The 26,940-nt window shown below is 46.3% G+C and carries 18 protein-coding genes; 14 read left to right on the forward strand and 4 right to left on the reverse strand.

Annotated features, from left to right (window positions below):
- Nucleotides 1-289: 289 nt before the first annotated feature.
- From CA267_RS17205 to rpsO, 8 genes are all read left to right on the forward strand, one after another.
- Complete coding sequence (locus CA267_RS17205; protein ID WP_075609645.1) at nucleotides 290-3,607, forward strand: MHYT domain-containing protein; 3,318 nt, start codon at nucleotides 290-292, stop codon at nucleotides 3,605-3,607.
- A 9-nt stretch (nucleotides 3,608-3,616) separates the two neighbouring features.
- A complete protein-coding gene (locus tag CA267_RS17210) occupies nucleotides 3,617-4,609 on the forward strand; it encodes a response regulator (protein ID WP_075609644.1) in 993 nt (330 codons plus the stop codon).
- 397 nt (nucleotides 4,610-5,006) lie between these two features.
- The gene (gene rimP / locus CA267_RS17215) at nucleotides 5,007-5,465 is read left to right on the forward strand and encodes a ribosome maturation factor RimP (protein ID WP_075609643.1); all 459 of its coding nucleotides are present in this window, start codon (nucleotides 5,007-5,009) and stop codon (nucleotides 5,463-5,465) included.
- Between the two features lie 46 nt (nucleotides 5,466-5,511).
- The gene (gene nusA / locus CA267_RS17220) at nucleotides 5,512-7,005 is read left to right on the forward strand and encodes a transcription termination factor NusA (RefSeq protein ID WP_075609642.1); all 1,494 of its coding nucleotides are present in this window, start codon (nucleotides 5,512-5,514) and stop codon (nucleotides 7,003-7,005) included.
- Between the two features lie 24 nt (nucleotides 7,006-7,029).
- Nucleotides 7,030-9,651, forward strand: coding sequence for a translation initiation factor IF-2 (gene infB, locus CA267_RS17225; RefSeq protein WP_075609641.1), 2,622 nt, complete (start codon nucleotides 7,030-7,032; stop codon nucleotides 9,649-9,651).
- A 101-nt stretch (nucleotides 9,652-9,752) separates the two neighbouring features.
- Nucleotides 9,753-10,151, forward strand: a complete 399-nt coding sequence (gene rbfA / locus CA267_RS17230) for a 30S ribosome-binding factor RbfA (protein ID WP_075609640.1) — start codon at nucleotides 9,753-9,755, stop codon at nucleotides 10,149-10,151.
- Entirely contained in the window at nucleotides 10,152-11,129 is a 978-nt protein-coding gene (gene truB, locus CA267_RS17235) for a tRNA pseudouridine(55) synthase TruB (RefSeq protein ID WP_075609639.1), read from the forward strand.
- Nucleotides 11,130-11,246: 117 nt separating this feature from the next.
- Complete coding sequence (gene rpsO / locus CA267_RS17240) at nucleotides 11,247-11,516, forward strand: 30S ribosomal protein S15 (protein WP_075609638.1); 270 nt, start codon at nucleotides 11,247-11,249, stop codon at nucleotides 11,514-11,516.
- 407 nt (nucleotides 11,517-11,923) lie between these two features.
- On the opposite strand, the gene CA267_RS17245 is transcribed toward rpsO, so the two are convergent.
- Nucleotides 11,924-12,706 carry a hypothetical protein gene (locus tag CA267_RS17245; protein ID WP_075609637.1) on the reverse strand — a complete coding sequence of 261 codons (783 nt, stop codon included), beginning with the start codon at nucleotides 12,704-12,706 and terminating at the stop codon, nucleotides 11,924-11,926.
- A gap of 313 nt (nucleotides 12,707-13,019) precedes the next feature.
- Nucleotides 13,020-14,570, reverse strand: a complete 1,551-nt coding sequence (locus CA267_RS17250; protein ID WP_075609636.1) for a bifunctional GNAT family N-acetyltransferase/carbon-nitrogen hydrolase family protein — start codon at nucleotides 14,568-14,570, stop codon at nucleotides 13,020-13,022.
- 291 nt (nucleotides 14,571-14,861) lie between these two features.
- Between CA267_RS17250 and CA267_RS17255 the strand changes: the two genes are divergently transcribed.
- The 5 genes from CA267_RS17255 (at nucleotide 14,862) to CA267_RS17275 (ending at nucleotide 21,233) form a co-directional block, all read left to right on the forward strand.
- Entirely contained in the window at nucleotides 14,862-15,536 is a 675-nt protein-coding gene (locus CA267_RS17255; RefSeq protein ID WP_075609635.1) for a 2OG-Fe(II) oxygenase, read from the forward strand.
- A gap of 380 nt (nucleotides 15,537-15,916) precedes the next feature.
- Complete coding sequence (locus tag CA267_RS17260) at nucleotides 15,917-16,858, forward strand: GGDEF domain-containing response regulator (protein WP_075609634.1); 942 nt, start codon at nucleotides 15,917-15,919, stop codon at nucleotides 16,856-16,858.
- A gap of 581 nt (nucleotides 16,859-17,439) precedes the next feature.
- Entirely contained in the window at nucleotides 17,440-17,997 is a 558-nt protein-coding gene (gene ahpC, locus CA267_RS17265) for an alkyl hydroperoxide reductase subunit C (RefSeq protein ID WP_456298158.1), read from the forward strand.
- An 84-nt stretch (nucleotides 17,998-18,081) separates the two neighbouring features.
- Entirely contained in the window at nucleotides 18,082-19,674 is a 1,593-nt protein-coding gene (gene ahpF, locus CA267_RS17270; RefSeq protein WP_075609632.1) for an alkyl hydroperoxide reductase subunit F, read from the forward strand.
- 464 nt (nucleotides 19,675-20,138) lie between these two features.
- Nucleotides 20,139-21,233: an SGNH/GDSL hydrolase family protein gene (locus CA267_RS17275; protein ID WP_083638473.1), complete on the forward strand. Its 1,095-nt coding sequence runs from the start codon at nucleotides 20,139-20,141 to the stop codon at nucleotides 21,231-21,233.
- A gap of 176 nt (nucleotides 21,234-21,409) precedes the next feature.
- Here the strand turns inward: CA267_RS17275 and CA267_RS17280 are convergent, their stop codons facing one another.
- The gene (locus CA267_RS17280) at nucleotides 21,410-23,608 is read right to left on the reverse strand and encodes a YgiQ family radical SAM protein (protein ID WP_075609631.1); all 2,199 of its coding nucleotides are present in this window, start codon (nucleotides 23,606-23,608) and stop codon (nucleotides 21,410-21,412) included.
- 197 nt (nucleotides 23,609-23,805) lie between these two features.
- Between CA267_RS17280 and CA267_RS17285 the strand changes: the two genes are divergently transcribed.
- Nucleotides 23,806-24,276, forward strand: coding sequence for an EVE domain-containing protein (locus tag CA267_RS17285; RefSeq protein ID WP_075609630.1), 471 nt, complete (start codon nucleotides 23,806-23,808; stop codon nucleotides 24,274-24,276).
- A gap of 114 nt (nucleotides 24,277-24,390) precedes the next feature.
- Here CA267_RS17285 and CA267_RS17290 read toward each other — a convergent pair whose 3' ends face one another.
- On the reverse strand, nucleotides 24,391-26,802 hold the full coding sequence (locus CA267_RS17290) for a PemB family protein (protein ID WP_075609629.1): 2,412 nt from the start codon (nucleotides 26,800-26,802) through the stop codon (nucleotides 24,391-24,393).
- Nucleotides 26,803-26,940 lie beyond the last annotated feature (138 nt).

Below are 26,940 nucleotides of genomic sequence, written 5' to 3' on the forward strand. Positions count from 1 at the left end.
TTGGATCTCGCGCTGACAAATCACAAGACGAAGGTATTTTGTTCAATACACAGGTAAATTTTTGAGTACCAGGTAAACATATCAATCGGCGTCCATTTCAAGGATTATTCTGTGTTACGCAGGTTTTATAGTCTGCACGAAAAAATAAAGTTTAACCGAGTCGCCAATTTTACTTTTTTGCCTTACCAGTCATGCGCAGTACGGACACCCCGCAGTAGGCAGTAAATGCACTTTAGCTTCATCAAGGCCAGAGATGCAAACCGTTAATACTATTGTAGGCTAGATTGAAATGAATGTTGGGTTGTCCTCTTTTTTTGAAGTGCCAACGGGGGCTTTAGTACTTGCCGGAGAAAGCTCTCTGCCGCTGGTTGCTGTATCAGTGTTTATTGCGATCTCCGCGTCATATATTGCTTTTCGTACTGCCGGTCAGGCAAGAGGTACAGATAACCCGTTATATAAGCAAATTCTGCTCGGTGTGGGTAGCCTGGCACTAGCTGGTGGCATCTGGGCAATGCACTTCATCGGCATGCTGGCACTCGAAGTATGCACGCCGATCAGCTACAACGTCACCCTAACTGCTGTTTCATTCTTACCTTCTTTAGCCGCTGCATGGGTCGCGCTATATAACATAATATTCAAACGAGTGAGTCCAGGGCAGATTATGCTTGCTGGATTACTGGTGGGTGCTGGTATTGGTTGTATGCACTATACAGGTATGGCGGCAATGGAAATGGCGCCGCTATTGCGTTACGACCTTGGATTATTTTTACTGTCTTTGGTTGTGGCTGTCGTTTTGTCGATGTTGTCGTTGTGGATAAAGTTCGGCCTTACCCGCTTTACCAGACTTAGTAAGACAGGTATCAAATTACGGCTTATCGCCAGTATTGTCATGGGCTCAGCCATTTCGGGAATGCACTATACGGGAATGATTGCTGCGCGTTTTGTGATGCCACCAGGGCTGGAAAACTCCACTCAAAGTGACACCATTTCACTTTATCTTGCCAGTGGCGTAGTTTTCTTTACCAGTGTGATTATCGTCCTGGTGCTGGGCGTCAGCTTACTGATTAGATATCGCGAAATTTCTGAACAGGCATATCGTAGCCAACAAACGCAGCAAGCCATTCTGGATACTGCCATAGATGGCATTTTAAAGATTGACGAAAACGGGATTATCCGTAAAGCCAATCCTGCAATCACCGACATTCTTGGATGGGAAACTGAAGAAATGGTTGGGCAGTCGGTGCTAATGATTATTCCAGAACACAAGCGTTATCTGTACGACAACAATGTCTTTCTTCATCGTACAGTGCCGGCTCATGAAAAAATTATTGGGGCCAGCAGAGAAGTCACTGTGCTTAACAAGCAAGGAGAAGAAATTCCTGCTCGTGTGGGGCTAGGGCATACTCAGGTTCACGGGCACAATTATTTTGTAGCTTTTATCGCCGACATCCGCGAACGTATCGAAATGGAATCTGCAATTCGAGAAAGCGAAGCAAAGTTCCGCTCCTTTATCGGGAATATTCCCGGCATTGCCTACCGCTGTATGGATCGCGCAGATTGGCTAATGGAATTTATCAGTGATGCAGTAGAAGATATTACAGGCTATCCGGCGTCAGATTTCTTATTACCTAACCCTATCCGCAGTTTTGCTGATCTTTATCATCCTGATGATTTGGCTAACATTTATGGTCAAAGGGGAGATAGCCAGAAATTCAGTTTAGAGTATCGCATTATTCATCGCGACGGCAGCATTCGCTGGCTGCGAGAGGAAGGAGCATACATGTTAAGTGACGATAAATCCAAAACCTGGCTGGATGGATTTATTATGGATATTACCTCACGTCGCCTAATGGAAAACGAACTAATAAATGCAAAAGTAGATGCAGAGCAAGCCGCTGCTGCACGCTCGGCTTTTTTAGCGAATATGAGCCACGAAATTCGCACCCCCATGAATGCCATTATCGGTTTCAGCGATTTTCTTCTTGATGAAGTATTAGAAAAAGAGCAGCACAAGCACGTCGTTACGATTAACCGTTCGGCGCGTTCTCTTTTACATCTTTTAAATGACATTCTGGACAGCGCCAAGCTTGATAAAGGGAAGCTTGAGCTGGAATACCGGGATTTTATTATTACCGATGAAGTCGATACCGTTATTTCTACATTCTGGTTGGAAGCCAAGCGGAAGGGGCTGGAGCTGAATGTTGAGTTATCGCCGGACTTAGCGCATACGTATCATGGTGTACCGGAACGAATTCGTCAGGTTCTGAATAATTTGTTAGGTAACGCTGTAAAATTCACGGGTGCGGGTGAAGTGACGGTTACGGTTACACCACACTTAAAAGATCAGGTGCAATTTACCGTAAAAGACACTGGCATCGGCATGACCGAAGATCAGCTCGCCCATGTTTTCGATGCGTTTGCGCAAGCAGATGCCTCTATGAGCAGAAAATATGGCGGTACCGGTCTTGGCACCACTATCAGTAAACAACTGGTAGAGTTAATGGGGGGAACTATCGAAGCCTTCAGTAAAGAGAAGAGCGGCTCCGAATTCAAGTTTGTTTTACCGCTTAAGGCGGCAAAACCCGCTGAACTCATTGTTGAAACCAGCGAAATAAATTTACCGCCACTGCGTGTATTGGTGGTGGATGACATCACGCAGAACGTCGACCTGATTGCATTGCTGTTGCGCAGGCATGGCCACGTTGTGACGTCGGCATGTGACGGAGTGCAAGCGCTGGAGAAAATGGCCGCCGATTCCTTTGATGTGGTATTGATGGATTTGCAGATGCCGATAATGGATGGCTTAACTGCCACAAAAAAACGTCGCGAATATGAAGCGTTACATCATCTTAAACGTCTTCCCATCGTGGCGCTTACGGCGAGCGTTCTGGTTCAGGATAAAGATGCGGCATCTGAGGCGGGCATGGAAGGGTTTGCCAACAAGCCAATTGATTTCCCATTGCTGAATCGCGAAATCGCTCGAGTCTTAGGTATTGACTTATCACTTTCGCCAGAAAAAGCGCATAAGCAACAGGCTGCTATCAAGGTCATAGACAGAGTGAAAGGCGAGGCTCTATGGGGCGACCGTAAGACCCATAACGCTGAAATTCTTCGTTTCATGGCTAATCTTGAGGAGTCCCTCGACCTGTTACAACAAGCGCAAGCCGAAAACAGCGATAGGGATATTCAACGTATTAGCCACAGTTTAAAGGGTGTCACCGGTAATCTCGGGCTGTCTCGACTAATGCAGCTATTTAAGAAAATGGAACATGCGGCGCAAAGAAACGCCTCTATCAAGACGTTGCTTGCTCAATTGCAAGAGGAAATTCAGGCGCTCGAATGTCAGTTGGAAGTGGGAACCACAGAACCGGCAGCCGAATCCTCTGGCCTGGTTGATATGCGGGCGTTGCACAGCACGTTGCAAGCGGTACTCGCCAGCGTAAAACATAATCGTCTCGATGAAAATTTGCTTTTCGAGCTGTCTGAGCTGGAGCAAGGACGCTATTGCAAAGATATTCGTAGTATTTGTACCGATATCGATGAATTTGAATTTGAGCGAGCTGAGCAAAAATTAAAACTTGTCATTGACAGAATAGAAATAGAGTGAATTTTTGAAATGTTAACGACTGAATCCGTTTCTACTCTTCTTCTGGTCGATGATGAACCAGTTAATTTGCGGGTACTAAAGCAGCTTTTAGCACCGCACTATACGCTTGCGTTTGCTAAAAATGGTGAAGAAGCCATTCGTGTGACTAAGGAACAATTACCTGATTTGATCCTAATGGACGTGATGATGCCTGGAATGACAGGATTTGAAACGTGCCGCGCTTTAAAGAAGGATGCGGGTACACGTTCCATTCCTATTATTTTTGTCACTGCATTAAATGATACTCATGATGAAACAGAAGGATTTGAAGCTGGGGCGGTAGATTACATTACCAAACCCATTTCTCCCGCCGTAGTACTGGCGCGGGTAAAAACGCACTTGTCGCTGGTGCAGTCAGATGAGCTCAAGCGTACCCGCTTACAGGTAGTGCAACGCTTAGGCAGAGCGGCGGAATATAAAGATAATGAAACCGGTATGCATGTGCTGAGAATGAGTCACTACTCAAGAATACTGGCCCAAGCCTACGGCTTTTCTGCGGAGCAGGCCGAAACCTTGCTGCATGCTGCGCCTATGCACGATATCGGTAAAATCGGCATTCCCGATCATATTATGCTTAAACCCGGCAAGCTGACGGATGAAGAATTCGCGATAATGAAAACTCATCCGCAAATAGGTGCGGAAATTCTTGGCGAAGCTGACTCCGAGCTGCTTAAGGTGGCTAAATCTGTAGCGCTTACCCACCATGAGAAATGGGATGGTTCCGGCTATCCGCTAGGTTTAGCGGGCGAAGATATACCCATTGAGGGACGAATAGTCGCTATTGCCGACGTATTTGATGCGCTGACCAGCACCCGTCCTTATAAAGCGGCATGGTCGGTAACTGAGACGATGGATTTTATTCAGGAACAAAGTGGTAAACACTTCGATCCGCGTTTGGTTGCATTAATGGTAGAAAATTTACCCGCTATTCTTGAAATTAAAGCTCACTGGCAGGAAGAGTAATCAGTCTGATGGCACTGGGTCAGGCAAGGTAAGCGCATGAGGGATAAAAATTTATCTGCACTGAATGTATTAAACCCTAAAGCTTTAATACATTTGGATTCGTTAGTTGCTTAATGGTGTGCCGGTAGGTATAATACTCGCACTTTTCAGCGAGAGCGGGCTTCGTTCTTTGAACGGCGGCATAGCGCTTTGCTAGTTTAGCAAACCGTACCACGATAGGTGGTAGTACCCATGCGTTTGCAACTGTCTCTTGACAGTGATGGGTTCAGATTTGTATAAAAGCCCCGCTAGTCCGGGGCTTTTTGTTGTACTTGAATCGGAATTTATGCTGACTGCAAGAGTCTTAGTAAAAGGTAGTTTGGGCTTTAAGCCCTTTTTTCGTTTTTGGAGGTAAGGATTGTTAAAGCTTGAAGAAAAACTGACCACGATGCTTGAACCTGGCGTTGAAGCTCTGGGCTTTGAACTGGTAGGCGTAGAGTTTGTTCGTGCAGGAAAACATTCAATCTTGCGTGTTTTTATTGATCATGAAGACGGCATAACCGTAGATGATTGTGCAGAAGTCAGTTATCAAGCCAGCGCAATTTTAGATGTCGAAGATCCCATCAGTACGGAATATAACCTTGAAGTGTCTTCACCTGGTATGGACAGACCGCTGTTCAAAGAGAAGCACTACGAGGAAGTGATAGGCCAGATTGTGCAGGTAAAGCTGTCAATGCCTATGGATAACCGGCGTAATTTTAAAGGAAAATTGCTCACGTGCGAAAATGGCACGATCAGCATTGAAGTGGACGGCCAGCAGTTCCAGTTAGCTGTGGCGAATATCGAAAAAGGTAACGTTGTTCCCACATTCGACTAATGGAACAGCACACGCTTTCCGTCTGGAAAGCATTAGTGAGGCGAAAATGAATAAAGAAATTTTGTTAGTGGCGGAAGCCGTTTCAAATGAAAAACAAGTGCCTAGAGAAAAGATTTTTGAAGCACTGGAATTTGCCATTGCCAGCGCAACCAAAAAGAAAAACGTAGGCGATATTGAAGTACGCGTTAGCATCGACAGAAAAAGCGGTGATTTTGATACATTCAGACGCTGGTTGATTATTCCTGATGATCAGGAGCAGGAAAATCCATATGCGGAACTTACTCTCTCGGCAGCGCAAATTGATGAACCTGAAAGTCAGGTTGGCGATTATGTCGAAGAGCAAATCGAGTCTATCGCTTTTGACCGTATAACTACACAAACCGCTAAACAGGTTATTGTACAAAAAGTTCGTGAAGCTGAACGTGCACAAATGATTGCGGAATATCAGGACCGGGTCGGCGAGCTGGTCACCGGTACGGTGAAAAAGGTAAATCGCGACAATATCATTATCGATTTAGGTAATAACGCAGAAGGTGTTATTTACCGCGATGATATGCTGCCACGGGAAACCTTCCGCCCAGGCGATCGGGTACGGGGTTTGCTTTATGTTATTCGTCCGGAAGCACGGGGTGCGCAGTTATTTATTAGCCGTACTCACCCCGATATGCTGGTTGAGTTGTTCAGACTGGAAGTACCGGAAATAGCAGAAGAGACGTTGGAAATTAAGTCGGCGGCACGGGATCCCGGTTCTCGCGCTAAAATAGCGGTGAAAACCAACGACAAGCGTCTCGATCCAGTGGGCGCTTGCGTAGGCATGCGCGGTTCGCGGGTACAAGCGGTTTCTGGCGAATTGGGCGGTGAGCGCGTAGATATCGTGCTTTGGGATGAAAATCCGGCCCAGTTTGTTATTAACGCTATGGCTCCAGCTGAAGTTGCGTCGATAGTGGTAGACGAAGACAGCCACACCATGGATGTTGCGGTAGAAGCGGACAATCTTGCGCAGGCCATTGGTCGCAGTGGCCAAAACGTTCGTCTTGCTGGTCAGTTGACTGGCTGGGAACTGAACGTAATGACTATTGACGACCTGAACAATAAGCATGAAGAAGAAAATGCAAAAGTGCTTAAATTGTTCATGGATGGTCTGGATATTGATGAAGAATTTGCAGAAGTGCTGGTCGATGAAGGTTTCAGCACGTTAGAAGAAGTCGCTTATGTGCCGGTAAGTGAATTGCTGGCAATAGAAGGATTTGAGGAAGATACCGTTGAAGAGTTGCGTACACGCGCACGAGCATTCCTGACAACGCGGGCATTAGCGAACGAAGAGTCATTGGAAGGTGTAGAACCAACGGAAGCCTTGCTTAATCTTGAAGGTATGAGCAGACATGTTGCGTTTGTTCTGGCAAGTCGGGGTATTACCGACTTGGAAGGGCTGGCGGAACAGGGCACTGATGAGATCAGTGATATTGATGAGTTAGATGAAGAAAAAGCGGGTGCCCTGATTATGGCTGCGCGCAACATTGTCTGGTTTGGTGAAGAATAAGGTCAACAAGGGGATTAACACGTAATGGCAGAAGTATCGATTGAAAAGCTCGCCAGTGACATTGGAACAACCGTTGACCGACTAGTGAGTCAGTTTAAAGATGCCGGTATCGATAAGAGTGCAAATACTCAAGTCACTGAAGATGAGAAACGCCTGTTGCTGGACCATTTAAGTAAGCAGCACGGTAGTTCAGGTTCGGGAGAGCCGAAGCGCATGACGTTGCAGCGAAAAACAACCAGCACGCTTAGTGTGGGAAAATCTAAATCTGTGAAAGTAGAAGTGCGTAAAAAGCGTACCTATGTAAAACGAACGGATCTAGACGAGCAACGTCAGGCTGAAGAAGAGGAAGCCAGACGCGCTGAGGAAGAAGCACAGGCGCAGAAAGAAGCGCAAGAGCGTGCAGCGGCGGCAGAAGCAGAAGCAAAACGCGTGGCAGAAGAAAAAGCCAGGCAGGAAGCGGAAGCGAAAAAAGCAGCTGAAGAAGAGCGTGTAAAACGCGCAGAAAGAGCGAAGCAAGAAGCTGAAGCTCGTAAGCGTGAAGAAGCCAATATGACTGACGAAGAGAGAGCTGAACAGGCTAAAGCTCGTCAGGAAGAAGAGCGTTTACGTAAGGCGCAGGAAGAAGAGACGAAGAAAAAACTCGAAGAAGAAGCAAAACGCGCTGCAGAAGAAGCACGTAAACTTGCTGAAGAAAACGAACGTCGTTGGAAAGAAGAAGAGGAACGTCGCAAAAAAGAAGAAGCTCAAGACGTTCACTTGCATTCAAACCGTTACGCTCAGGAAGCGGAAGACGAAGAAGATATGCAGGTTGAACGCTCTTCTCGACGTCGCAAGAAGTCGAAGAAAAACGCGGGAGAACACTTGAAGCAAAGCTTTAATAAACCAGCTCAACCGGTTGAGCGTGTCGTCAAAATAGGTGCAACTATCACTGTGGGTGAATTGGCTAATCGTCTGGCTGTTAAGTCAAACGAAGTCATTAAAGCCATGATGAAGATGGGCGAAATGGCGACCATTAATCAGGTGCTGGACCAAGATACAGCTGTACTTGTGGTGGAAGAAATGGGCCACAAGTATGAACTTGTTAATGATAATGCGTTGGAAGATGAATTGCTGGCAGATGCCGGTGAAGGTGATAAAACACCGCGCGCACCCGTTGTTACTATTATGGGGCACGTTGACCACGGTAAAACCTCGCTGCTGGATTACATTCGTCGAGCCAAAGTGGCCGCCGGAGAAGCCGGGGGTATTACACAGCACATTGGTGCTTATGTAGTGGAAACCGATAGTGGCAAAATTACCTTTTTGGATACACCAGGTCACGCCGCTTTTACGGCCATGCGTGCGCGTGGAGCCACTGCAACAGATATCGTGGTACTCGTAGTCGCTGCTGATGACGGTGTGATGCCGCAAACGAAGGAAGCTGTTCAGCATGCTCGTGCTGCCGGCGTACCGCTCATTATTGCGGTGAACAAAATGGACAAAGAGGCAGCGGATCCAGATCGGGTAAAAACCGAATTGTCTCAGCTAGACGTAATTTCAGAAGAGTGGGGCGGTGAGCACCAGTTCGTCAATGTATCGGCAAAAACCGGTATGGGCGTGGACAGCCTGCTTGAAGCCATTAATTTGCAAGCTGAATTGTTGGATCTGCAAGCCATCACTTCTGGCCCTGGCCGCGGAATCGTTATCGAATCTCGTCTTGATAAAGGTCGTGGTCCGGTTGCGTCAGTGCTTATCCAGAATGGTACGCTGCGAGCGGGTGACATCTTTTTATGCGGCGAAGAATATGGCCGTGTTCGCGCAATGCGTGACGAAAATGGTCAAACGCTGGACCAGGCTGGACCTTCCACCCCAGTAGAAGTGCTGGGCTTATCTGGCGTGCCTGTTGCCGGTGAAGACGCCGTAGTGGTTAAAGATGAACGCAAAGCGCGGGAAGTTGCAGCTAAACGTCATCAGAAGAAACGTGAACTGAAACTGGCTCGCCAGCAAAAGGCGAAATTGGAAAATATGTTCGCCAATATGGAAGCTGGTGATGTTAGTGAGTTGAACATCGTACTAAAAGCGGACGTACAAGGTTCTGTAGAAGCTATCGCCGAATCGTTGATGAAGCTGTCTACTGATGAAGTGAAAGTTAACATTGTCGGCAGCGGTGTAGGTGGAATTACCGAAACTGATGCAACATTGGCAGCGGCTTCTGGCGCTATTGTCGTGGGCTTTAACGTACGTGCTGACGCCACTGCCCGTCGGGTTCTGGAAACCGAAGAAGTCGATTTACGTTATTACAGCGTTATCTATGACCTGATTGATGAAGTGAAGGCAGCGATGAGCGGTATGTTGTCACCAGAGTTCAGACAAGAAATTGTCGGCCTTGCTCAGGTGCGTGACGTATTTAAATCGCCTAAACTCGGAGCCATTGCAGGCTGTATGGTAACCGAAGGTACGGTTAAACGTAGCAGTCCAATTCGTGTTCTGCGTGAAAACGTGGTGATATACGAAGGTGAGCTGGAATCTTTACGTCGCTTCAAAGACGACGTTCAGGAAGTGCGTAACGGTATGGAATGTGGTATCGGCGTGAAAAACTACAATGACGTTAAAGTCGGTGACCAAATTGAGGTCTTCGAAGTTATTGAGGTTGCACGTCAGATCTAGTTGCCAGCCAACGTAGTATAGTATGTAAAGCGGGGGTCGAAAGCCCCCGTTTTTGTCTGTATTAGGAAATCTTTGGCAGACATAAAATCAGGAGAGTGAATATGGCACGGGAATTTTCTCGAACCGACAGGGTAGCTCAGCAAATTCACAAAGAAGTTGCGAGTATTTTGCAAAACGAATACAAGCATCGCGTAGGACAATTGCCTCTTATTACGGTGTCTGATGTTGAGGTATCGCGAGACTTAGCGCACGCAAAAATTTTTGTCACTATTTATGAGAACGATGAAGCAGAAGGCAAAGCGCAAGTAAAACAACTGGTGGAATATAAAGGTTTTATCCGGAGTATTTTAGCTAAACGCGTTCGTATGCGAAGTGTGCCGGATTTACATTTTTTCCAAGATACTTCTATCACTGAAGGTATGCGGATCTCTAATCTTGTTTCCGAGACAGTGGCTCAGGATAAAGCCAGAAGTCAGGACAGAGACGAAGAGCAGGAGTAGATGGCTAGACGACGTAAGGGCCGTGACATAAACGGCATCGTGTTACTTGATAAACCCCGTGGTGGTTCCTCCAACCAGATTCTGCAAAAAGTCCGTTGGTTGTTTAATGCTTCTAAAGCTGGCCATACCGGGGCGCTGGATCCTCTGGCCAGCGGCATGTTGCCGATTTGTCTTGGCGAAGCCACAAAATTTTCTCAGTTCCTGCTGGAAGCCGAGAAAACTTATGAAGTTACAGCGCATCTTGGCATCCGTACTACCACATCAGATGCCGATGGTGATGTGGTCGAACAACGCGAAGTTAATGTGGATGAAGCCGCGGTAAGAGAAGTCTGTGAAAGTTTTAAAGGGCCGGGTAAACAAATTCCCTCCATGTTTTCCGCCTTAAAATACCAAGGTAAACCGCTGTATTATTACGCTCGCCTGGGTCAGACGGTGGAACGAGAGCCTCGGGATATTATTATCTATGAGTTAGAGATTCTACAAATTGCTCTGCCTGATGTTTATATGCGGGTTAAATGTAGTAAAGGTACTTATATACGTTCCTTAGTTGACGATATTGGGCAGAAGTTGGGCTGTGGTGCCTATGTTACCCGTTTACATCGCACCGAGGTCGCGGACTATCCTACAGATAAAATGATTTCTCTGGCAGCACTGGAAGCAATGAATTCTTCTTTGGCGGACGGGCAATTTGATGAGTTGGATAAGCTGCTGTTGCCTATGGATTCAGCTGTGTTACGGCTACCGGCAATTTATTTAGACGACAGTGAACAACATCGTTTTGAGCACGGCCAAAGCGTGAGTGGAAAGACCGCTCAGGCATTGCAAGAAGGCCAAAGTTATCGTGTATACGCTGAAAAGCCTGAGCAAGCTCTGTTTTTAGGCGTAGGTGATGGAATAACCTTGCCCAAGGATCAGACGCGTTGTAAAGATCCAGATAAAGTATTTGTTTCGCCACGGCGACGCGTCGTTTACGAATAGGAAATTACGATCCTCACCAGAGAATACTTGCTATCAGAGTACGCATCGCTATAATACGCGCTCTTATAATCTGGCTGAATTAGTGATTGGCCAGATTTCACTCACTAGGAGATACATATGTCACTAACTAAAGAAGAAACTGCAAATCTTATTGCCGAATATGGCGTAAAGGAAGGCGATACCGGCTCACCTGAAGTTCAAGTTGCATTGTTAACTCATAACATCAACAAACTTCAAGGCCACTTTGCTGACCATAAGAAAGATCACCACTCACGTCGTGGTTTGTTACGTATGGTTAGCCAGCGCCGTAAGCTTCTTGATTATTTGAAAGGTAAAAACGCAGAGCGTTACCTTGATCTGATTAAGCGTTTAGGCCTGCGTCGATAAGCACAGGTTTCTAAGAAAAGCGCCTTTATGGCGCTTTTTTTCTATCTGTTGTCTAGTATGGAGTATTATACTAATCCGCTTTAATGGGTTCTTCTATTTCCCTTTGGTCGCGGTCAGCGGCCAGCAAGGCGCGGCTTTTTAGCTTTGGAGCTGAGCCAATTGCATTCGATTTAGCCCACTAAACCTTCACGAAATTCGCTTGTCGAAAGGTGGAAATTCTCGTGCTGAGTGAGGACACATCAAGGCGGAGTAGTATTGCGCTGATGTTCATCTGATTTCATTTTGAAGAGCGGTATAAGCGTATCCAGCCGAATTCGCTCGCTTGTTCAGCAAATGGAAGAAGGGTGAGATAGGGGTTAAATAAATAAGCGCCAGGAAGGCGCTTATTTATTAGGAAAAGAGATAATTTAGCCTTGCGGCGAAGGTTGACTCACTACTTTCGTGGCTACTTCTCTTATTTCGTTTTCCATACTGCTGATGCGGCCGGCCAAAGAATTGTTTCGTTGTTCAAGCACCGCAAGTTTATCGGCAAGGTTTTTTATCCCTTGCGCCTGCGCTTGTTTATCACCTGCCGCTTGTTCCATCTGGACATTTAAAGATAAAATTTCATCTGCAAGAGAAGCAAGCTGATTCTTTACTGACGCTATTTGATTCTTCTGTGCAGCAACATCATCGGTCACTGTATTAAGTGATGTAGAAAGGGAGTTTTGAACTGAATTTAGCTTGTCGCCCAATTCAGTGATTTCTTTTTGGTTTCGGCGCCAAGCTGAAGCCCACAGCTTATCCATTTGCTCCCAAAGATTATTGGTACGCTCCGTGACCTCACTTACCTTCACCTGAAGCGCGACTGTAGATTCACCCATTTCTTCACCGGTAGCAGAAAGCCTTTTCTCAAGCTGTGCAATTCTTGTTTCTGCCTGAGCTGCACTTTCCTGCTGTTGTTGAAGCAAGGTATACAAGTAGTAGCAACCGCCGCACCCTAATAACGCCACAAGTGCTACCAATGCTATCCATAAACCATTACCGCTTTTACTGGTTGCGGAATTACCAGCGTCCGCGTTCTCCGTTTGCTTGTTCGACTGAGACGAAATAGTATGCGCAGCAGTATGTTTCTTTTTTTGGTACTCACGACGATCTTCTTCATCCAATCTAATGGTAGGAAAATCCTCGTTTCTTGAATCGTTTGCCATATTCTCTCTTTACTCGTTGTTCCATAGGAAAATAAGCGTGAAAGCGGATGTTAGCGCTATTTTCTCCTCAATACCAACTCTTTACTTAAATGCCTTTGCAGAATACAACAAGGCATAGTTATCTAAAACCAACATGTTGCCCTTTCATCTTGCTTAACGGCTGTCAAAACGCTACGGGCTTATTTCTTGCCCCAGCAATGCAACCTAAACCGCTCTGTAGTTACCACACACGCCTTAACGTTACTGGCAGAAACAGAAGTCTTTACCATAACAAAGAATTCTGTTCTGCCAGTAAGAGCTAACGGCATGTTAATTAATTGCCCATCCATTCAACCCGATACAGATCTCTGCGACGATCAAGATAATTTCTCACCGACCCCTCATTTTGCAATTTGGTCAGTTTATCCAAATCCAGGTCCACAATCAGCGTCATTTCAGTATTTGGCGTGGTTTCCGAGACAATCGCATCGTGGGGAAATGAAAAGTCGGAAGGGGAGAATACGGCGGTCTGGCCGTATTGGATATCCACATTATCTACTTTAGGCAGATTGCCCACGCTGCCAGCAATGACCACGTAGCATTCGTTCTCGATAGCGCGAGCCTGCGCGCAACGGCGAACCCGCAGATAGCCATTTTTAGTATCGGTCCAAAATGGCACAAATAAAATCTGCATTTCCTGCTCTGACATCAGTCGTGCGAGTTCTGGAAATTCAACGTCGTAGCAGATAAGAACCCCGATTTTACCAAAATCGGTATTAAATACCTTCAGGCTATTACCGCCTTGCATGATCCAGTCTTTCTTTTCGTGCGGAGTGGGGTGTAGCTTATACTGACTTTCAATGGTGCCATCGCGTTTACAAATATAACTGACGTTGTAAAGCTCGTCTTCTTCTACAACCGGCATCGAGCCCGCGATGATCGTAATGTTGTACGACACCGCTAGGTGCGACATCGCAGAAAGAATTTCATCGGTGTAAGTTGCAAGGTGCCAGATAGCGTCAATAGAAGATTCCGACGGGCTAAGGCCCATCAGTGGCGCATTGAAAAACTCAGGGAACAATGCCACATCACATTTATAGTCAGACAACGCATCGACAAAATATTCGACCTGCTGCAGGAGTTCTTCCACACTGTCAAAATAACGCATTTGCCATTGAATACAGCCAATCCGAGCATTAGATTTTTTACCGCCAAACAACCTTGGATTATCCGGCTCGTAATAGATGTTATGCCATTGCAGTAACGTCGCATAGCCTTTTGACGCCTCATCTTCCGGCAAATAAGCCTGAAGAACCTGTTTGACTTCAAAGCCATTGGACAACTGAAACGTCAAAATCGGATCGTATATATCTTTTGATTTAACCTGTTCAATATATTCGTACGGCGATAGCTCTTCAGAATATTTAGAGTAATTAGGAATTCTGCCGCCAGCCATAATGGATGTCAGATTTAAGTTTCGGCACAACTCTTTGCGTGCTTCGTACAGACGTCTACCTAACCGCAAGCCGCGATAGTCGGGCGAGACAATAACTTCTACCCCGTACAGCACATCACCGTTTGGATCGTGAGTGGTTAAGTAGGCATCGCCGGTTATTTCATCATAACTGTGTTTATCGCCAAACTGCTCGTAATCCACGATGACAGAAATTGCAAACGCTACGACTTTGCCTTTGTCTTCAATGCAAATCTGGCCGTCTGGAAACGTTGTTACCTGGGCTTTAAAATTTTTATAGGGCCATGCGCCGCCAACGCGAGCATAAACCGCATTCATTAACTCTTTTACATCATCGTAATCTTCAAGTTTTAAATGTCTCAGCTCCAGGTGATGTTCTGTGTCTTCCACTACAGTCTGATCTTGACTCATAGTTATACCGCCTCGTGTAAAAACAATTCTATTAGGTATTGTGATGCCAACTTCATTAATCAAGGTGTGGCGAGTTTACTTCTACTGTAAGTCAGTCTCTACGCTGCCCTTTATCTCTGTTTCAACAGCGTTACTGAATTATGCCACAAATATCCTGCTGGGTTAAAAATCCCCTGCAATTAGAATGAATAGTTAATAAATTTCGTACTATCCCTGATGAAAAAGCCTTGTCAGCATTTATATTACGGCGTATAAGTCAGTTTCTTTATTAACCAGCGCATATTAACGATAATGACGGGTATTGTTCAGCAATTACTTTCACCCTGTGAGGGGGAGAATAACGTTATTCTTTTTGAAAAAATTGTAGAAGATTTATGCACTAAAGGTTACAGCATTCAGCATCAGGCCTTACCCACCGGATTGTCCCAACAACTTTCCGATTGCCAACATCGCCTCAGTGATCATAACTTTACTGCAGCAGGCATCGGGCGCCAGCAGGAATACCAAAAAAATAGCTTCGTACGTACAGATGAGATCTGCTGGATTGACGGTACCAGCGAAGCAGGTCGTAGATGGTTGTTGTGGTGTGAAGAACTAAAAGCGTATCTCAATCGTCGGCTGTTCCTTGGTCTGTTTTCGTTCGAAAGTCACTTTGCGCACTACGCACCCGGGAGCTTTTACAAACGCCATACGGATGCCTTCAAGGGCGAATCCAACCGGATGCTCTCGCTGGTAACCTATCTGAACGCCGATTGGCAATTGGAGGATGGGGGAGAATTGGTGCTTTATCGGGACGAAGCGGACAGAGAAGGCATTAATGTGTTACCTCGAATGGGCACCGTCGCTATTTTCTTAAGCGAAGATTTTCCTCACGAAGTAAAGCCAGCGAAGCGTGATCGTTATTCCGTTGCGGGCTGGTTTCGAATTAATACCACTCACGGCAATAAAGTTGATCCGCCTCGTTAGTTTGTTTGTTATCTATTTAAGGCAAATACGCGCGTGAATTTTTATAAACCTGAAGGTAGCATAACCGGTTTCAGCACAACTTTATTCGGCCGCTTCTTTTATCCTGATAATACGTCTATTCTTTAGGAAGAGAGCGCGAATGCTTTTTGAACAAGCGAGGGTTTATTAGCCGCCCTGCTGGAGCTGGGGGGGCTACAGCAAAGCCCTTCGGGATAATTTAACGGCGTTTCGGATAAGAAATTCCGCTTGATTCTCAAGGCTGCTGGCTTTTCGTTCATTCTCGCTCTTGCCCAGGTCTATTCTCTAAGAAAAGGTTGGAAAACAGATGTAATCTGGTTCCTTTGCTACACTCAAGTCACTTATTTTGCAGGATTGTCGTTATGCCGCAAACGCGCCCTCGTGTGCTGATAGTAGATGATGATACCACCACTATTCATATTATAGCCGCTGCATTATCATCAGATTACGAGGTGACGATTGCCACAACTGCGGGCGAGGGCTTTCGACTGGCAACGACAGTTAAACCTCATATCATTCTGGTAGACGTTGTAATGCCGCAGGTGAGCGGTTTCGAGTTCTGCAAACAGCTAAAGCAGGATGAACGCACCCACAAGATCCCGGTTATTTTTGTCAGCGCTGAAGACACTATACGTCAGCAAACTAAAGGGTTTGATATTGGAGGGGTAGATTACATCATTAAACCTGTTGAAGTTCCTATCTTAAAAGCGCGGGTAAAGACCCATACCCGCCTTTACAGGCAGACTCTGCAACTTGAATCTTTAGCGGCAACCGATCCATTAACAAATCTGGCGAATCGACGAAAATTTGATGAAGCCATCGAACACGAGATAGAGCGGTGCCAGCGAAATGGTAATCCTCTTGCGCTTCTCATTGTCGATATCGATGATTTTAAATCGTATAACGACTATTACGGCCACGCCAAAGGTGATGATTGTCTTGTTGCTGTTGCAAGGATCCTTAAAGCAGAAGCTAAAAGAAGTACTGATCTTGTCAGCCGGCTTGGTGGTGAGGAATTCGGAATAATCCTGGGAGAAACAGACGATTCGGGGGCGATGGCAATTGCAGAAGCAATTATTGCAGAATTCCGTCATCAGCAAATAGAGCATGTGAAAGCCAATCAAGCCGCTTATTTATCCGTGAGTATCGGTGTTACGTTTGTCGATTTTAGTCGAGGAGGCCGCCAGGGGGTAAGTATTCGCACTTTGGTTGATACGGCAGACCACGCGCTGTATCGAGCAAAAGACGCGGGCCGAAACAGAATTGAATACGAATATTTAGAAGTGCCTGGTAAACCACACTAGGTTTCCACAGAAAAACCCGCTACCAACACACCTTAAATGCTTATGCTGAACCCGTTCCTGCCCCAATCTCTTGTCGTTGTGCTGCATCCCCCGTCGGGCGCGGCCAGCAAGGCGCGGCTTTTTCAGCTTTTCAGCTGCGCCAATTGCGTTCGATTTAACCCCACTAAACCTTCACGAAATTGGCTTGTTAAAAGTTGAAAAATTCTCGCGCTGAGTGAGCACTCGTCAAGGTGGATGAGTATAAACAGCATCGCTGAGATTTTCTTGGCGGTACTCAAAAGCGAAATAAATTTGAACTACCTTTAAAAATTTGTCATTCTTATAGTTCAATATATGTGCGGAAAGGAAGGGTTTTTGATTTGTTTTCTAGATTAGAGCATTCAACATTCCCAATTATCTTTCTTAGCTGCCTCACGTTAGAATTTTTCCAAGTTGAACAGACGCTTTAAAAGATATTCAAACCAGTCTAGGTTGTTTATTTTTTTAAAACGATGTTCTGAATAATTACGTAACGAAGGTGTCGTTCTTCTTTTCGGAGGATGCCACACCACCAACCCAACTAATGGAGATTAACCATGGCATTGATTAACACTGCTATTAAACCTTTTAAAGCAAACGCATTTAAAAACGGCGAGTTCATCGAAGTAAGCAGCGAAGATATTAAAGGAAAGTGGGCTGTATTTGTATTTTACCCAGCAGATTTTACTTTTGTATGCCCAACTGAACTTGGTGATATCGCAGACAAATATGAAGAGTTGCAAGCTCGTGGTGTTGAAGTGTTTTCTGTGTCTACTGACACTCATTTCACTCATAAAGCATGGCACGATACTTCAGAAACTATCGGTAAAATCCAATTTGCCATGATTGGCGACCCAACAGGCGAAATTACTCGTAACTTCGACTGTATGCGTGAAACCATGGGCCTGGCGGACCGTGCGACTTTTGTAGTTGACCCTGATGGCGTTATCCAAGCTATGGAAATTACTGCTGAAGGTATTGGCCGTGACGCAGAAGACTTGGTGCGTAAAATCAAAGCTGCACAGTATGTAGCAGAGCATCCAGGGGAAGTTTGCCCAGCTAAATGGAAAGAAGGTGAAGCGACACTTTCTCCTTCATTAGATTTGGTAGGTAAAATCTAAGTATTTGCTTAGACCAACTATCTGAGCCGGTGTGGGCCTTACGGCCCACACCACTCTTGCAACCCTATAAGAGGCAGATTAACCGTGTTATCTAAAGAAATTTTACAAGCATTGAAAGGTTACACAGCCTCAATGCAAAAAGAAGTTACGTTCGTCGTGCAAACTGGTGAGCATAGCAAACGCGAAGAACTGGTTGAGTTTCTGTCCGGTATTGCAAGCGTGAGCGACAAGATCAAGTTGGAAGAACGTGATACTAACGGCGTATTGCGCAGTGCAGTCAGCTTCTCACTTGAAGCCGATGGTGAAGATACTGGTATACGTTTTTCCGGTATTCCTGGTGGACATGAGTTTAACTCACTGGTCTTAGCGTTATTGCATGCTTCCGGCACAGAGTTAAAAGTCGATGACAGCGTAAAAGGCATTGTGCAGGGCGTTAAGGAAAAGCTGAATTTCGAAGTATTTATCAGCCTTAGCTGCCATAATTGCCCGGAAGTGGTACAGGCGCTAAATCAGTTTGCCTTACTGAATCCGAATATTTCGTCTGAAATGATTGATGGCGGCTTATATCAGAAACTGGTTGCAGAACGCGATATCCAAGGCGTTCCAAGCGTTTATCTTAATGGCAAACTTTTTGCCAATGGTAAGGTAGATGCAGCGACATTGATTGATAAATTAATTGAAAGGGATCCCAGCCTTACTCAAGCGAATGCGTCTAAATCGCTGCCGCTGCAGGATGTTACCGTAATCGGTGGTGGCCCTGCGGGTGTAAGTGCCGCTATTTATAGCGCTCGTAAAGGTTTGAAGGTTACCTTAATTGCTGACCGCGTAGGCGGGCAGGTTAAAGATACTATGGGTATTGAGAACTTAATCTCTGTGCCTAAAACATCTGGTCCGGAATTAGTGGGAAATCTGGTTTCTCACATGGAAGATTACGATATTACGCTTAAAGAGCATGTCAGAGTCAGTGACATTCAAAAAGGCGATATCAAAACGCTGACATTGTCATCTGGCGAAACAGTAAAAACGCGCTCTATGATTGTCGCTACCGGCGCACGTTGGAGAGAGCTTGGCGTACCCGGCGAGAAAGAAAACGTAGGAAACGGTGTGGCATACTGCCCTCACTGTGACGGGCCTTTCTTTAAAGGGAAAGACGTCGCAGTAATTGGTGGCGGTAACTCAGGTATTGAAGCTGCGCTGGATTTAGCAGGTATTGTGAAATCGGTCACTGTGTTTGAGTTCATGCCTGACTTAAAAGCGGACCAGGTACTGATTAACCAAGCACAAAAGCGTGACAATGTTACCATTATCCGCAATGCCGCTACTCGTCAGATAGTGGCTGAAAATGGGAAGGTAACCGGTATCGAATATCAGGATCGCGCTACCGAAGAAGTGCACACCAAAGCGCTGTCAGGTGTATTTGTTCAAATTGGCCTGGTACCAAACAGTCAGTTTATGAAAGGAGTGATAGACATGACACCGCACGGCGAGATTATTGTAGATAATAAGTGTAATACGTCGGAATCAGGTATTTTTGCTGCAGGTGATGTTACTACGGTACCTTATAAGCAAATCGTTATTTCGATGGGGGAAGGAGCAAAAGCATCACTGGCTGCTTTTGAGTATCTTCTGAGCCACGAAGTACCCGAGGAAGAAACATCGGAGTCTGCAGCCGCTTAGGCTCTACATCGCTGGCTATGACTTAGGAAACCGGGCGAAAGCCCGGTTTCTTCGTATCTGTAATCTGTTAAAACAAATTCCCTTTCTTTTTCCCCCTAATACCGATCCACATAAAGAAGTGATCAGCTCAGAGAAAGCAGGACTTTTCAGTTCCAGACGTATTATTGAAGGAATGCTATAGCCTTTCAAAATAATGCAACGCAGAAATGGGAAGTCCTGCTTTCTCCCTCTGGGCGCGGCCTTCCCGCATCCTGAAGCTACATCAGTTGCACTTGCTTTGGCACCACCAAAGCGGCGTACAACTTCTTTGTCAGCAAGCGAGAAGACCCACGCTGAGTGAGCACTTCTTTATGCGGATCGGTATAAGATGTTTTTATCCTTACATCGTCTACCTGCTCACACTTTACCTGAAGGGGTAAATCTGCCCTAATAGACAGACAGCTATGAGGAAGGAAAATGGATATATGCGAATAAAACGTATAACTCGTGTGGGGTTGGCGACATTCTTATTTACCGCTATTGCACTAAGCAGTGCAGTGGCAAAGACAGTTCCAGCGGATAATCCCGCGTTTCAGTATGTCGGCAGGATTGATTTTACCGATCCAAAAGCGCCATTGCTTTCCTGGCCAGGAAGTCAGGTTAAAACAACCTTTACCGGAAGTTCGGTAAGCGTAATTTTAGATGATGACAGCGGGAATAATTATTACAACATTATTCTCGATGGTAACTCCGATGCGCCTTACGTTATTAATGCGTTGCAGGGAAAACACGTTTACTGGATCTCCAGCGCTTTGGCAGATACCTCTCACACTATTGAGATTTATAAGCGCACTGAAGGCGAAGAAGGTGCCACTCGGTTTTTAGGACTAGATATTCCAGATAGTGCCACCGTGAAAGCTCCCCCCGCAGCGCCTAAGCGAAAAATAGAGATTTATGGCGATTCCATTACCAGTGGTATGGGGAACGAGGGCATATTTAATGGCCGCGACGATCTTCCTTCACAGAAAAACCATTATCTGTCCTATGGCGCCATAGCTGCAAGAGAGCTGAACGCGCAGCTCCACACTATTTCCCAGAGCGGGATAGGTGTGCTGGTAAGCTGGTTTGGTTTCACCATGTCTGATTTTTACGATCAGCTCATTGCTGTGGGTAACAATGATACACAATGGAATTTCGATTCCTGGACGCCTGACGTAGTTGTCGTCAATCTCTTCCAAAACGACCGGGCACTTTTTTTAGATAAGCAGCGCCTGAATCCAACACCTTCAGACAAGGACTTTATTAATGCGTATGCCGATTTTATTAAAACCCTTCGGGGGCAATATCCTGAGGCAAAAATACTATGCGCATTAGGCAGTATGGATGCCTCAGCTCAAGAATCTAAATGGCCAGAGATTATCCGGCAGGCTGTGGCAAAGCAGCAACAAGCGGGTGATAAAGACATAGACACGCTAATATTTCCATTCACCGGATACACGCAACATCCGCGGGTGATGCATCATCAGCAAAATGCCGCATTACTGGCGGCGAAAATTCGAGAAATGACTGGCTGGCAATAGCGTTTAGTGTATTTTACAGGCGGCCTTAAATCGCAGGCCCGCCTGCGAATGTACAACGGCGGTCGGATTATGCTGGGATAGCGATAGCCATTCGATTTTCCAGCCTTTTTCGAAAGCAGGCTAACGGAAGGCAGAATAAATCGGTTTTTCCTTCGAGATATTCTGCCGGTTTCGCACTACTTCTTTCCCTTGGGCGTACTGGTAACCGTAGTTTGACTACGTTGCTGCGGGCTTTTTCTCTTGCCCGTACGAAAGCCGCTGGGTGGTAAACCAGTATGCTTCGTTAACGCTCGCTCGCCATGTTTTGCCTTCTTCGCTTTACCACGTTTCTCATCAGCACTTTCTGGTGGGACTAAATGCTGAGGTCCTCTTCCGATAAGATCTTCGCGACCCATTTTGGTCAAAGCCTGGCGAATCTGCGCAAAGTTCTTTGGATCGTGGTATCGCAGCATTGCCTTGTGTAGCCGCCGGTGAATTTCGCCTTTTGCTGATGGCACCGCGTCGCTGTCTTTGCTCACTTTGCGCAGCGAGTTTACCTCAGTGTGGTACATGGTTGTCGCTGTTGCCATCGGCGAAGGATAGAAGTTCTGTACCTGATCCAGTTTGAACTTGTTTTCCTTCAACCAAATTGCCAGATTTAACATGTCTTCATCGGTAGTGCCCGGATGAGAAGCAATAAAATAGGGAATAAGATACTGCTTTTTACCCGCTTCCTGAGAATATTTGTCGAACAATTCTTTAAAGCGGTAGTAGCTGCCCATACCCGGCTTCATCATTTTTGAGAGCGGGCCGTCCTCAGTATGTTCTGGCGCTATTTTCAAATAGCCGCCAACATGATGAAGGGCCAGCTCCTTCACATATTCCGGGTCTTCCACTGCCAGATCGTAGCGAACGCCTGAAGCAATCAGTATCTTTTTAACGCCGGGAAGTTTCCGTGCGCGGCGATAGAGATCAATAGTGGGTTTATGATCGGTATCCATATGCGCACAGATACTCGGATACACACACGAAGGCCGACGACATGTGGCTTCTGCTTTGGGGCTTTTACAGCGCAATCGATACATATTGGCTGTAGGGCCGCCAAGATCAGAGATAACGCCGGTAAAACCAGGCACGGTATCGCGAATTTGTTCTATTTCACGAATGATAGAATCTTCCGATCGGCTTTGTATGATTCGACCTTCATGCTCGGTAATTGAGCAAAATGTACAGCCGCCGTAACATCCGCGCATGATGTTAATGGAGAAGCGGATCATATCGTAGGCGGGAATTTTCGCCTCGCCGTATACAGGATGCGGCACCCGCTGGTACGGTAAGTCGAAAACAGCGTCCATTTCTTCGGTTTCCAGCGGCATTGCCGGTGGATTGATCCAGATGTGCCGATCACCATGGCGCTGCATTAAGGCACGCGCACAACCCGGGTTAGTTTCCTGATGCAAAATCCGTGAAGTATGAGCATAAAGGGTTTTGTTCTCACTAACCGTTTCATAGGCGGGCAATTTAACGTACACGTTCTCCCAGGGTTTCCGTCTTTCTGCCGGTTGAATAACAATGGGCTGGGTATCTGGCGCTTCAGAGTTGCCCTTGTCCTGCGAGTCACATTCCGGTTCCATTTGATAAGGACTGGAAATGGGATCAATTTTGCCCGGCCGATCTAACGAGGTGGAATCTACCCCTTGCCAGTCCGGGAGCGCTTGCTTAACAATAATAGCGGTACCGCGAATATCAGTAATATCGGCGATATCTTCACCAGCAGCCAGCCGGTGAGTGACCTCCACCAGAGGACGCTCGGCATTCCCGAACATCAGCAAATCTGCTTTAGAATCAAACAATACCGAACGGCGCACTTTTTCCGACCAATAATCGTAATGGGCAATACGGCGCAAGCTGGCCTCAATGCCGCCAATAATGACGGGAACGCCTTTAAAAGCTTCCCGGCAGCGCTGCGAGTAAACAGTAACTGCGCGATCGGGGCGCTTGCCGCCAATATTTCCAGGCGTATAGGCATCGTCGTGACGCAGCTTTTTGTCCGACGTATAGCGGTTAATCATGGAATCCATGTTGCCGGCCGTGACGCCAAAGTACAGGTTGGGCTTACCCAGCTTCATAAAGTCTTCTTTGCTGGTCCAGTCCGGCTGGGCAATAATACCAACACGAAACCCGTGGGCTTCTAATACCCGCCCAATCACTGCCATACCAAAGCTCGGGTGATCGACATAAGCATCGCCAGTGACTAATATGACATCGCAGCTATCCCAGCCAAGCTCATCCATTTCCGCTTTGGACATTGGAAGAAACGGCGCAGTGCCTAAGCAGTGCGGCCAGTATTTTGGGTAGGAAAACAGGCTGCGATCAGCCTTAATAGTAGCTTGCATAACAACTGATTGTTGAAAAATTCAGCGCATATTATAGCAGGTGCATTTGGTGGGGTGATAGCATTACCTACTGGTAAAGATGAGGTAAGCAAATACAGAAGAACGCTTGCTGTCTTCGTTTAGTCTAACTCTTTAATATAAAACGACAACCGGGCAATCTATAATGAAGGCTCTCAACAGAATGTGGCGGCAAGAGAATGGGATATTGGCTGTTTAAAACCGAACCAGATACCTTTGGCATTGAAGATTTAAAACATCGGCCGCAACAAACAGAGCCGTGGGATGGGGTGAGGAACTATCAGGCGCGTAATTTTTTGCGTGATTCGGTAGCGCTAAATGATAAAGTCTTCATCTACCATTCCAGTTGTAAAGAGGTTGGAATAGCCGGTGTAGCAAAAGTAAGCCGAGCAGGGTACCCCGACGAAACCCAGTTTAATCCTGAATCGGCTTACTACGATCCAAAGGCTTCACGGGACAATCCACGTTGGTATCGCGTCGATGTCACATTCGAGCAGCAATTCGCACGGGTATTGCCTCTAAGCACTATTAAAGCTACACCTGCTATTCATGAAATTGGATTAGTGAAAAAGGGGCACCGTTTATCTGTAATGCCGGTTAGCGCTGAAGAATGGCAAATATTGATGAATATGGCGCAGGGCAAACAATAAACAGTATGCTCTTCCGTTTTACAAAGTGGCCTTATTGTCAACTATAAAGTCGGCTGTCATTGCGATGTATGAAGCTCGATATAGCGGCCGACGTTCGACCAGTGAATAGACCCGTTAACGATAATCCGCCCGCAAACTCTTTAGTACAAATCTACCGCCTTCGCCCACTGTGCCTGTGTGTTGCAGACCAAACCCTGCGCCATTAATTTCAGTAACGGGTGTAACGAGATTTACCTGTGAAGCTAGCCCCGCCTCTCGCTGTTGCTTGGAAAGAGGTGTTGCGGTGCTGACATGCGCACTAAACATCTGATGATCGAGTTTAAGTGTAATGTGGGTATTGCTGTTAAACGCCGTTGCCGTTACTGAAGACGTAAGAGGTTTACCCATACCATTTTGATAGTGCATCAAAGTGAAATCTGTGGCATAGCCATACTTGCTAGTACGCTCGATGCGTAGTGCGTACCCGCTTTTTGTTTGGGTATTATAGCCGATATAAAATTCAAGATATTGCCCGTTCGGGCTACCAAAACCTTGCGCGGCCGTCTTTTCGGTATCAAGCGTAGCCAACACTTCCATTTCTTTATAAATTGCACTTCTGCTATACAGTAACCTGGCGCCTTGAGAAGCCGGCATAAGACCATATTCAGGCGCGCCATTTATGCCTTTGCCGAAGCGCCATGGCCTTTCAGCTTTTGCCTGCCAATTAACCTGCTGATCTTTGGGATAGTAAGTATCTTGCGTCCAATAGCCGCTTTTGATCTCGGGTTGGCGTTGGGTGGGAAATTGTTGAGGTAACAGAACCACGCTAAAGGTATCTCCATTATCTGCAATGCTAGCGGCTGAAACAGGGCCGTAGTCAACCGTTAACGTTTTGCCGGGATCACTGCGTTGGCTTTTAGGAGTAATAGCGGCGGTTATTGTCTGCCCGATATCGGCGGGTACTAATGTGTATTGTTGTAAAGGCTGGTTTAGACGCGAAGTTGCCACCATGGTTTGATTGCCGCTGCTGTCGTTGCGGTACCAGTGGATGAGAGACTTATCCGCATGAATACCGCCCGCGAACGCTAAGTCCAGTTTATAGTGTAGGTACAATTTACCGTTTTCTAATGTAATCTGCGGTGCCGATGCGAAGGGTGGGGCGGGCAGTTTTACAGGTTTTACCGCAAACGTCGTATTGCTGTAGATCCCGTTTTCTGCGCTGGCAGTTAGCGTAACCTTTTGCGGATATTCGCCGTTATATTGGCTACTAATCGAAACAACGCCCTCCTCAATATTTTTTATATCGACAATCGGTTTGCTGACCTTCCACGTTATGTCCTCCACTGTACGTTTGGGAAAGCTTTTTGCGGTAAACGTAATGCTGTCGCCACCAGCCAGCAAGTGCTGCGGCCCCTCGATTTGCATCGCGAGTGGCGAGGGCGTGGATGAAGCGTTGTTGCTGTCTGGCGACCAGCTATCGTCACCCGCCAACAATGCGTTTGCTGTGAGAATATCGGCCTGTTTTTTTGTAAGGGAAATGACCGTGCTGGCAGGTTGTAACGCTATCGGATTGCCATTTAACGTGATGTTATACGTGTAACTTTGGATGTCAGGTTTGGGGTAGGGAGCGGTATGTACAGTAGTGACTTTATTATTGAGATCATTAAAGTTAACGTTCTTCAAGAATAAGCGGGAGGCCATTTTAGTGAGGTACAAGGGTTGCGTTTCAGCAAAATCGATATCCCATTGCACGTTGATAAATGCAGTACCCGATTTACCTGCAATATAGATTGGTCGGCTGGTATAGCTATGAATAGTGCTGTTTTTAAGAACTTGCACATTTCCGCCACCTAAAAAATCATCGGTCCCCTGGACATACACGTTATGGTAGTAAACCCGCCGCACTTCCCCTAGCGCAATAGTGTCCAGCATGCTGATAAAACGTACGTTGTCGAAAACATATTTATCTAATATTTTATCAGGATGATGAGCCCCGATTGCATAAGCCTGGGTAATTGTGTCTGTCCGTTTAGGCTGATTCAGAGCGGGATTTCTGGGATAAACCAAATCCACGTTACAGTAGTTACCAATCGTCAGGTTATAAGCGGAAAAGCCGGTTCCGGTTATAAATACGCTTTCTGCGGGTGATGAACCTGTTTTACTGGTGGCACCAATAGTGTGGCCCCGATTATCCGCCAGCACCGTATCTTTTGCATTTGCGGATAACCCTACAAGCCTCAGCCAGTCTTGATGAATATACAAACCGCGATCGGTAGGCGAACCTTGTAACTGGTAAACATCGGGTGCCAGATATATCACTGTTGGCTTTGCTTCGGTTCCCGAAGGTGCTGCATTTATTGCCTTATGCAAATCGTTAAATTGATAGGGTTGACGTTCATGTTCTGAAAGTCGTTGGTCGACATAAAAAGCGTGCGGACCTAGTGTAGGGAGTAATTCGCTCTGCGGCGCTAATTCTGCCTCTGCAGGGTGTGGTTGAGCACAGGCCGATAAATATAGTAGGCTCAGAAATAGAATGACACAGCGCATGCTTAATAGCTTTCAGGTTTCGTTATAATGTCGTTAATTTATCCCGTTGCCACCGGTGGCGCAATGAAAAGCTGTATTTCCAAAAAAGCGAGTTTTGAGGGCAGCAGACACCAAGTGAATCTCTCGGGTAACTTTTTC

This window comes from Alteromonas pelagimontana, from assembly GCF_002499975.2.
Taxonomy (GTDB): Bacteria; Pseudomonadota; Gammaproteobacteria; order Enterobacterales; family Alteromonadaceae; genus Alteromonas; species Alteromonas pelagimontana.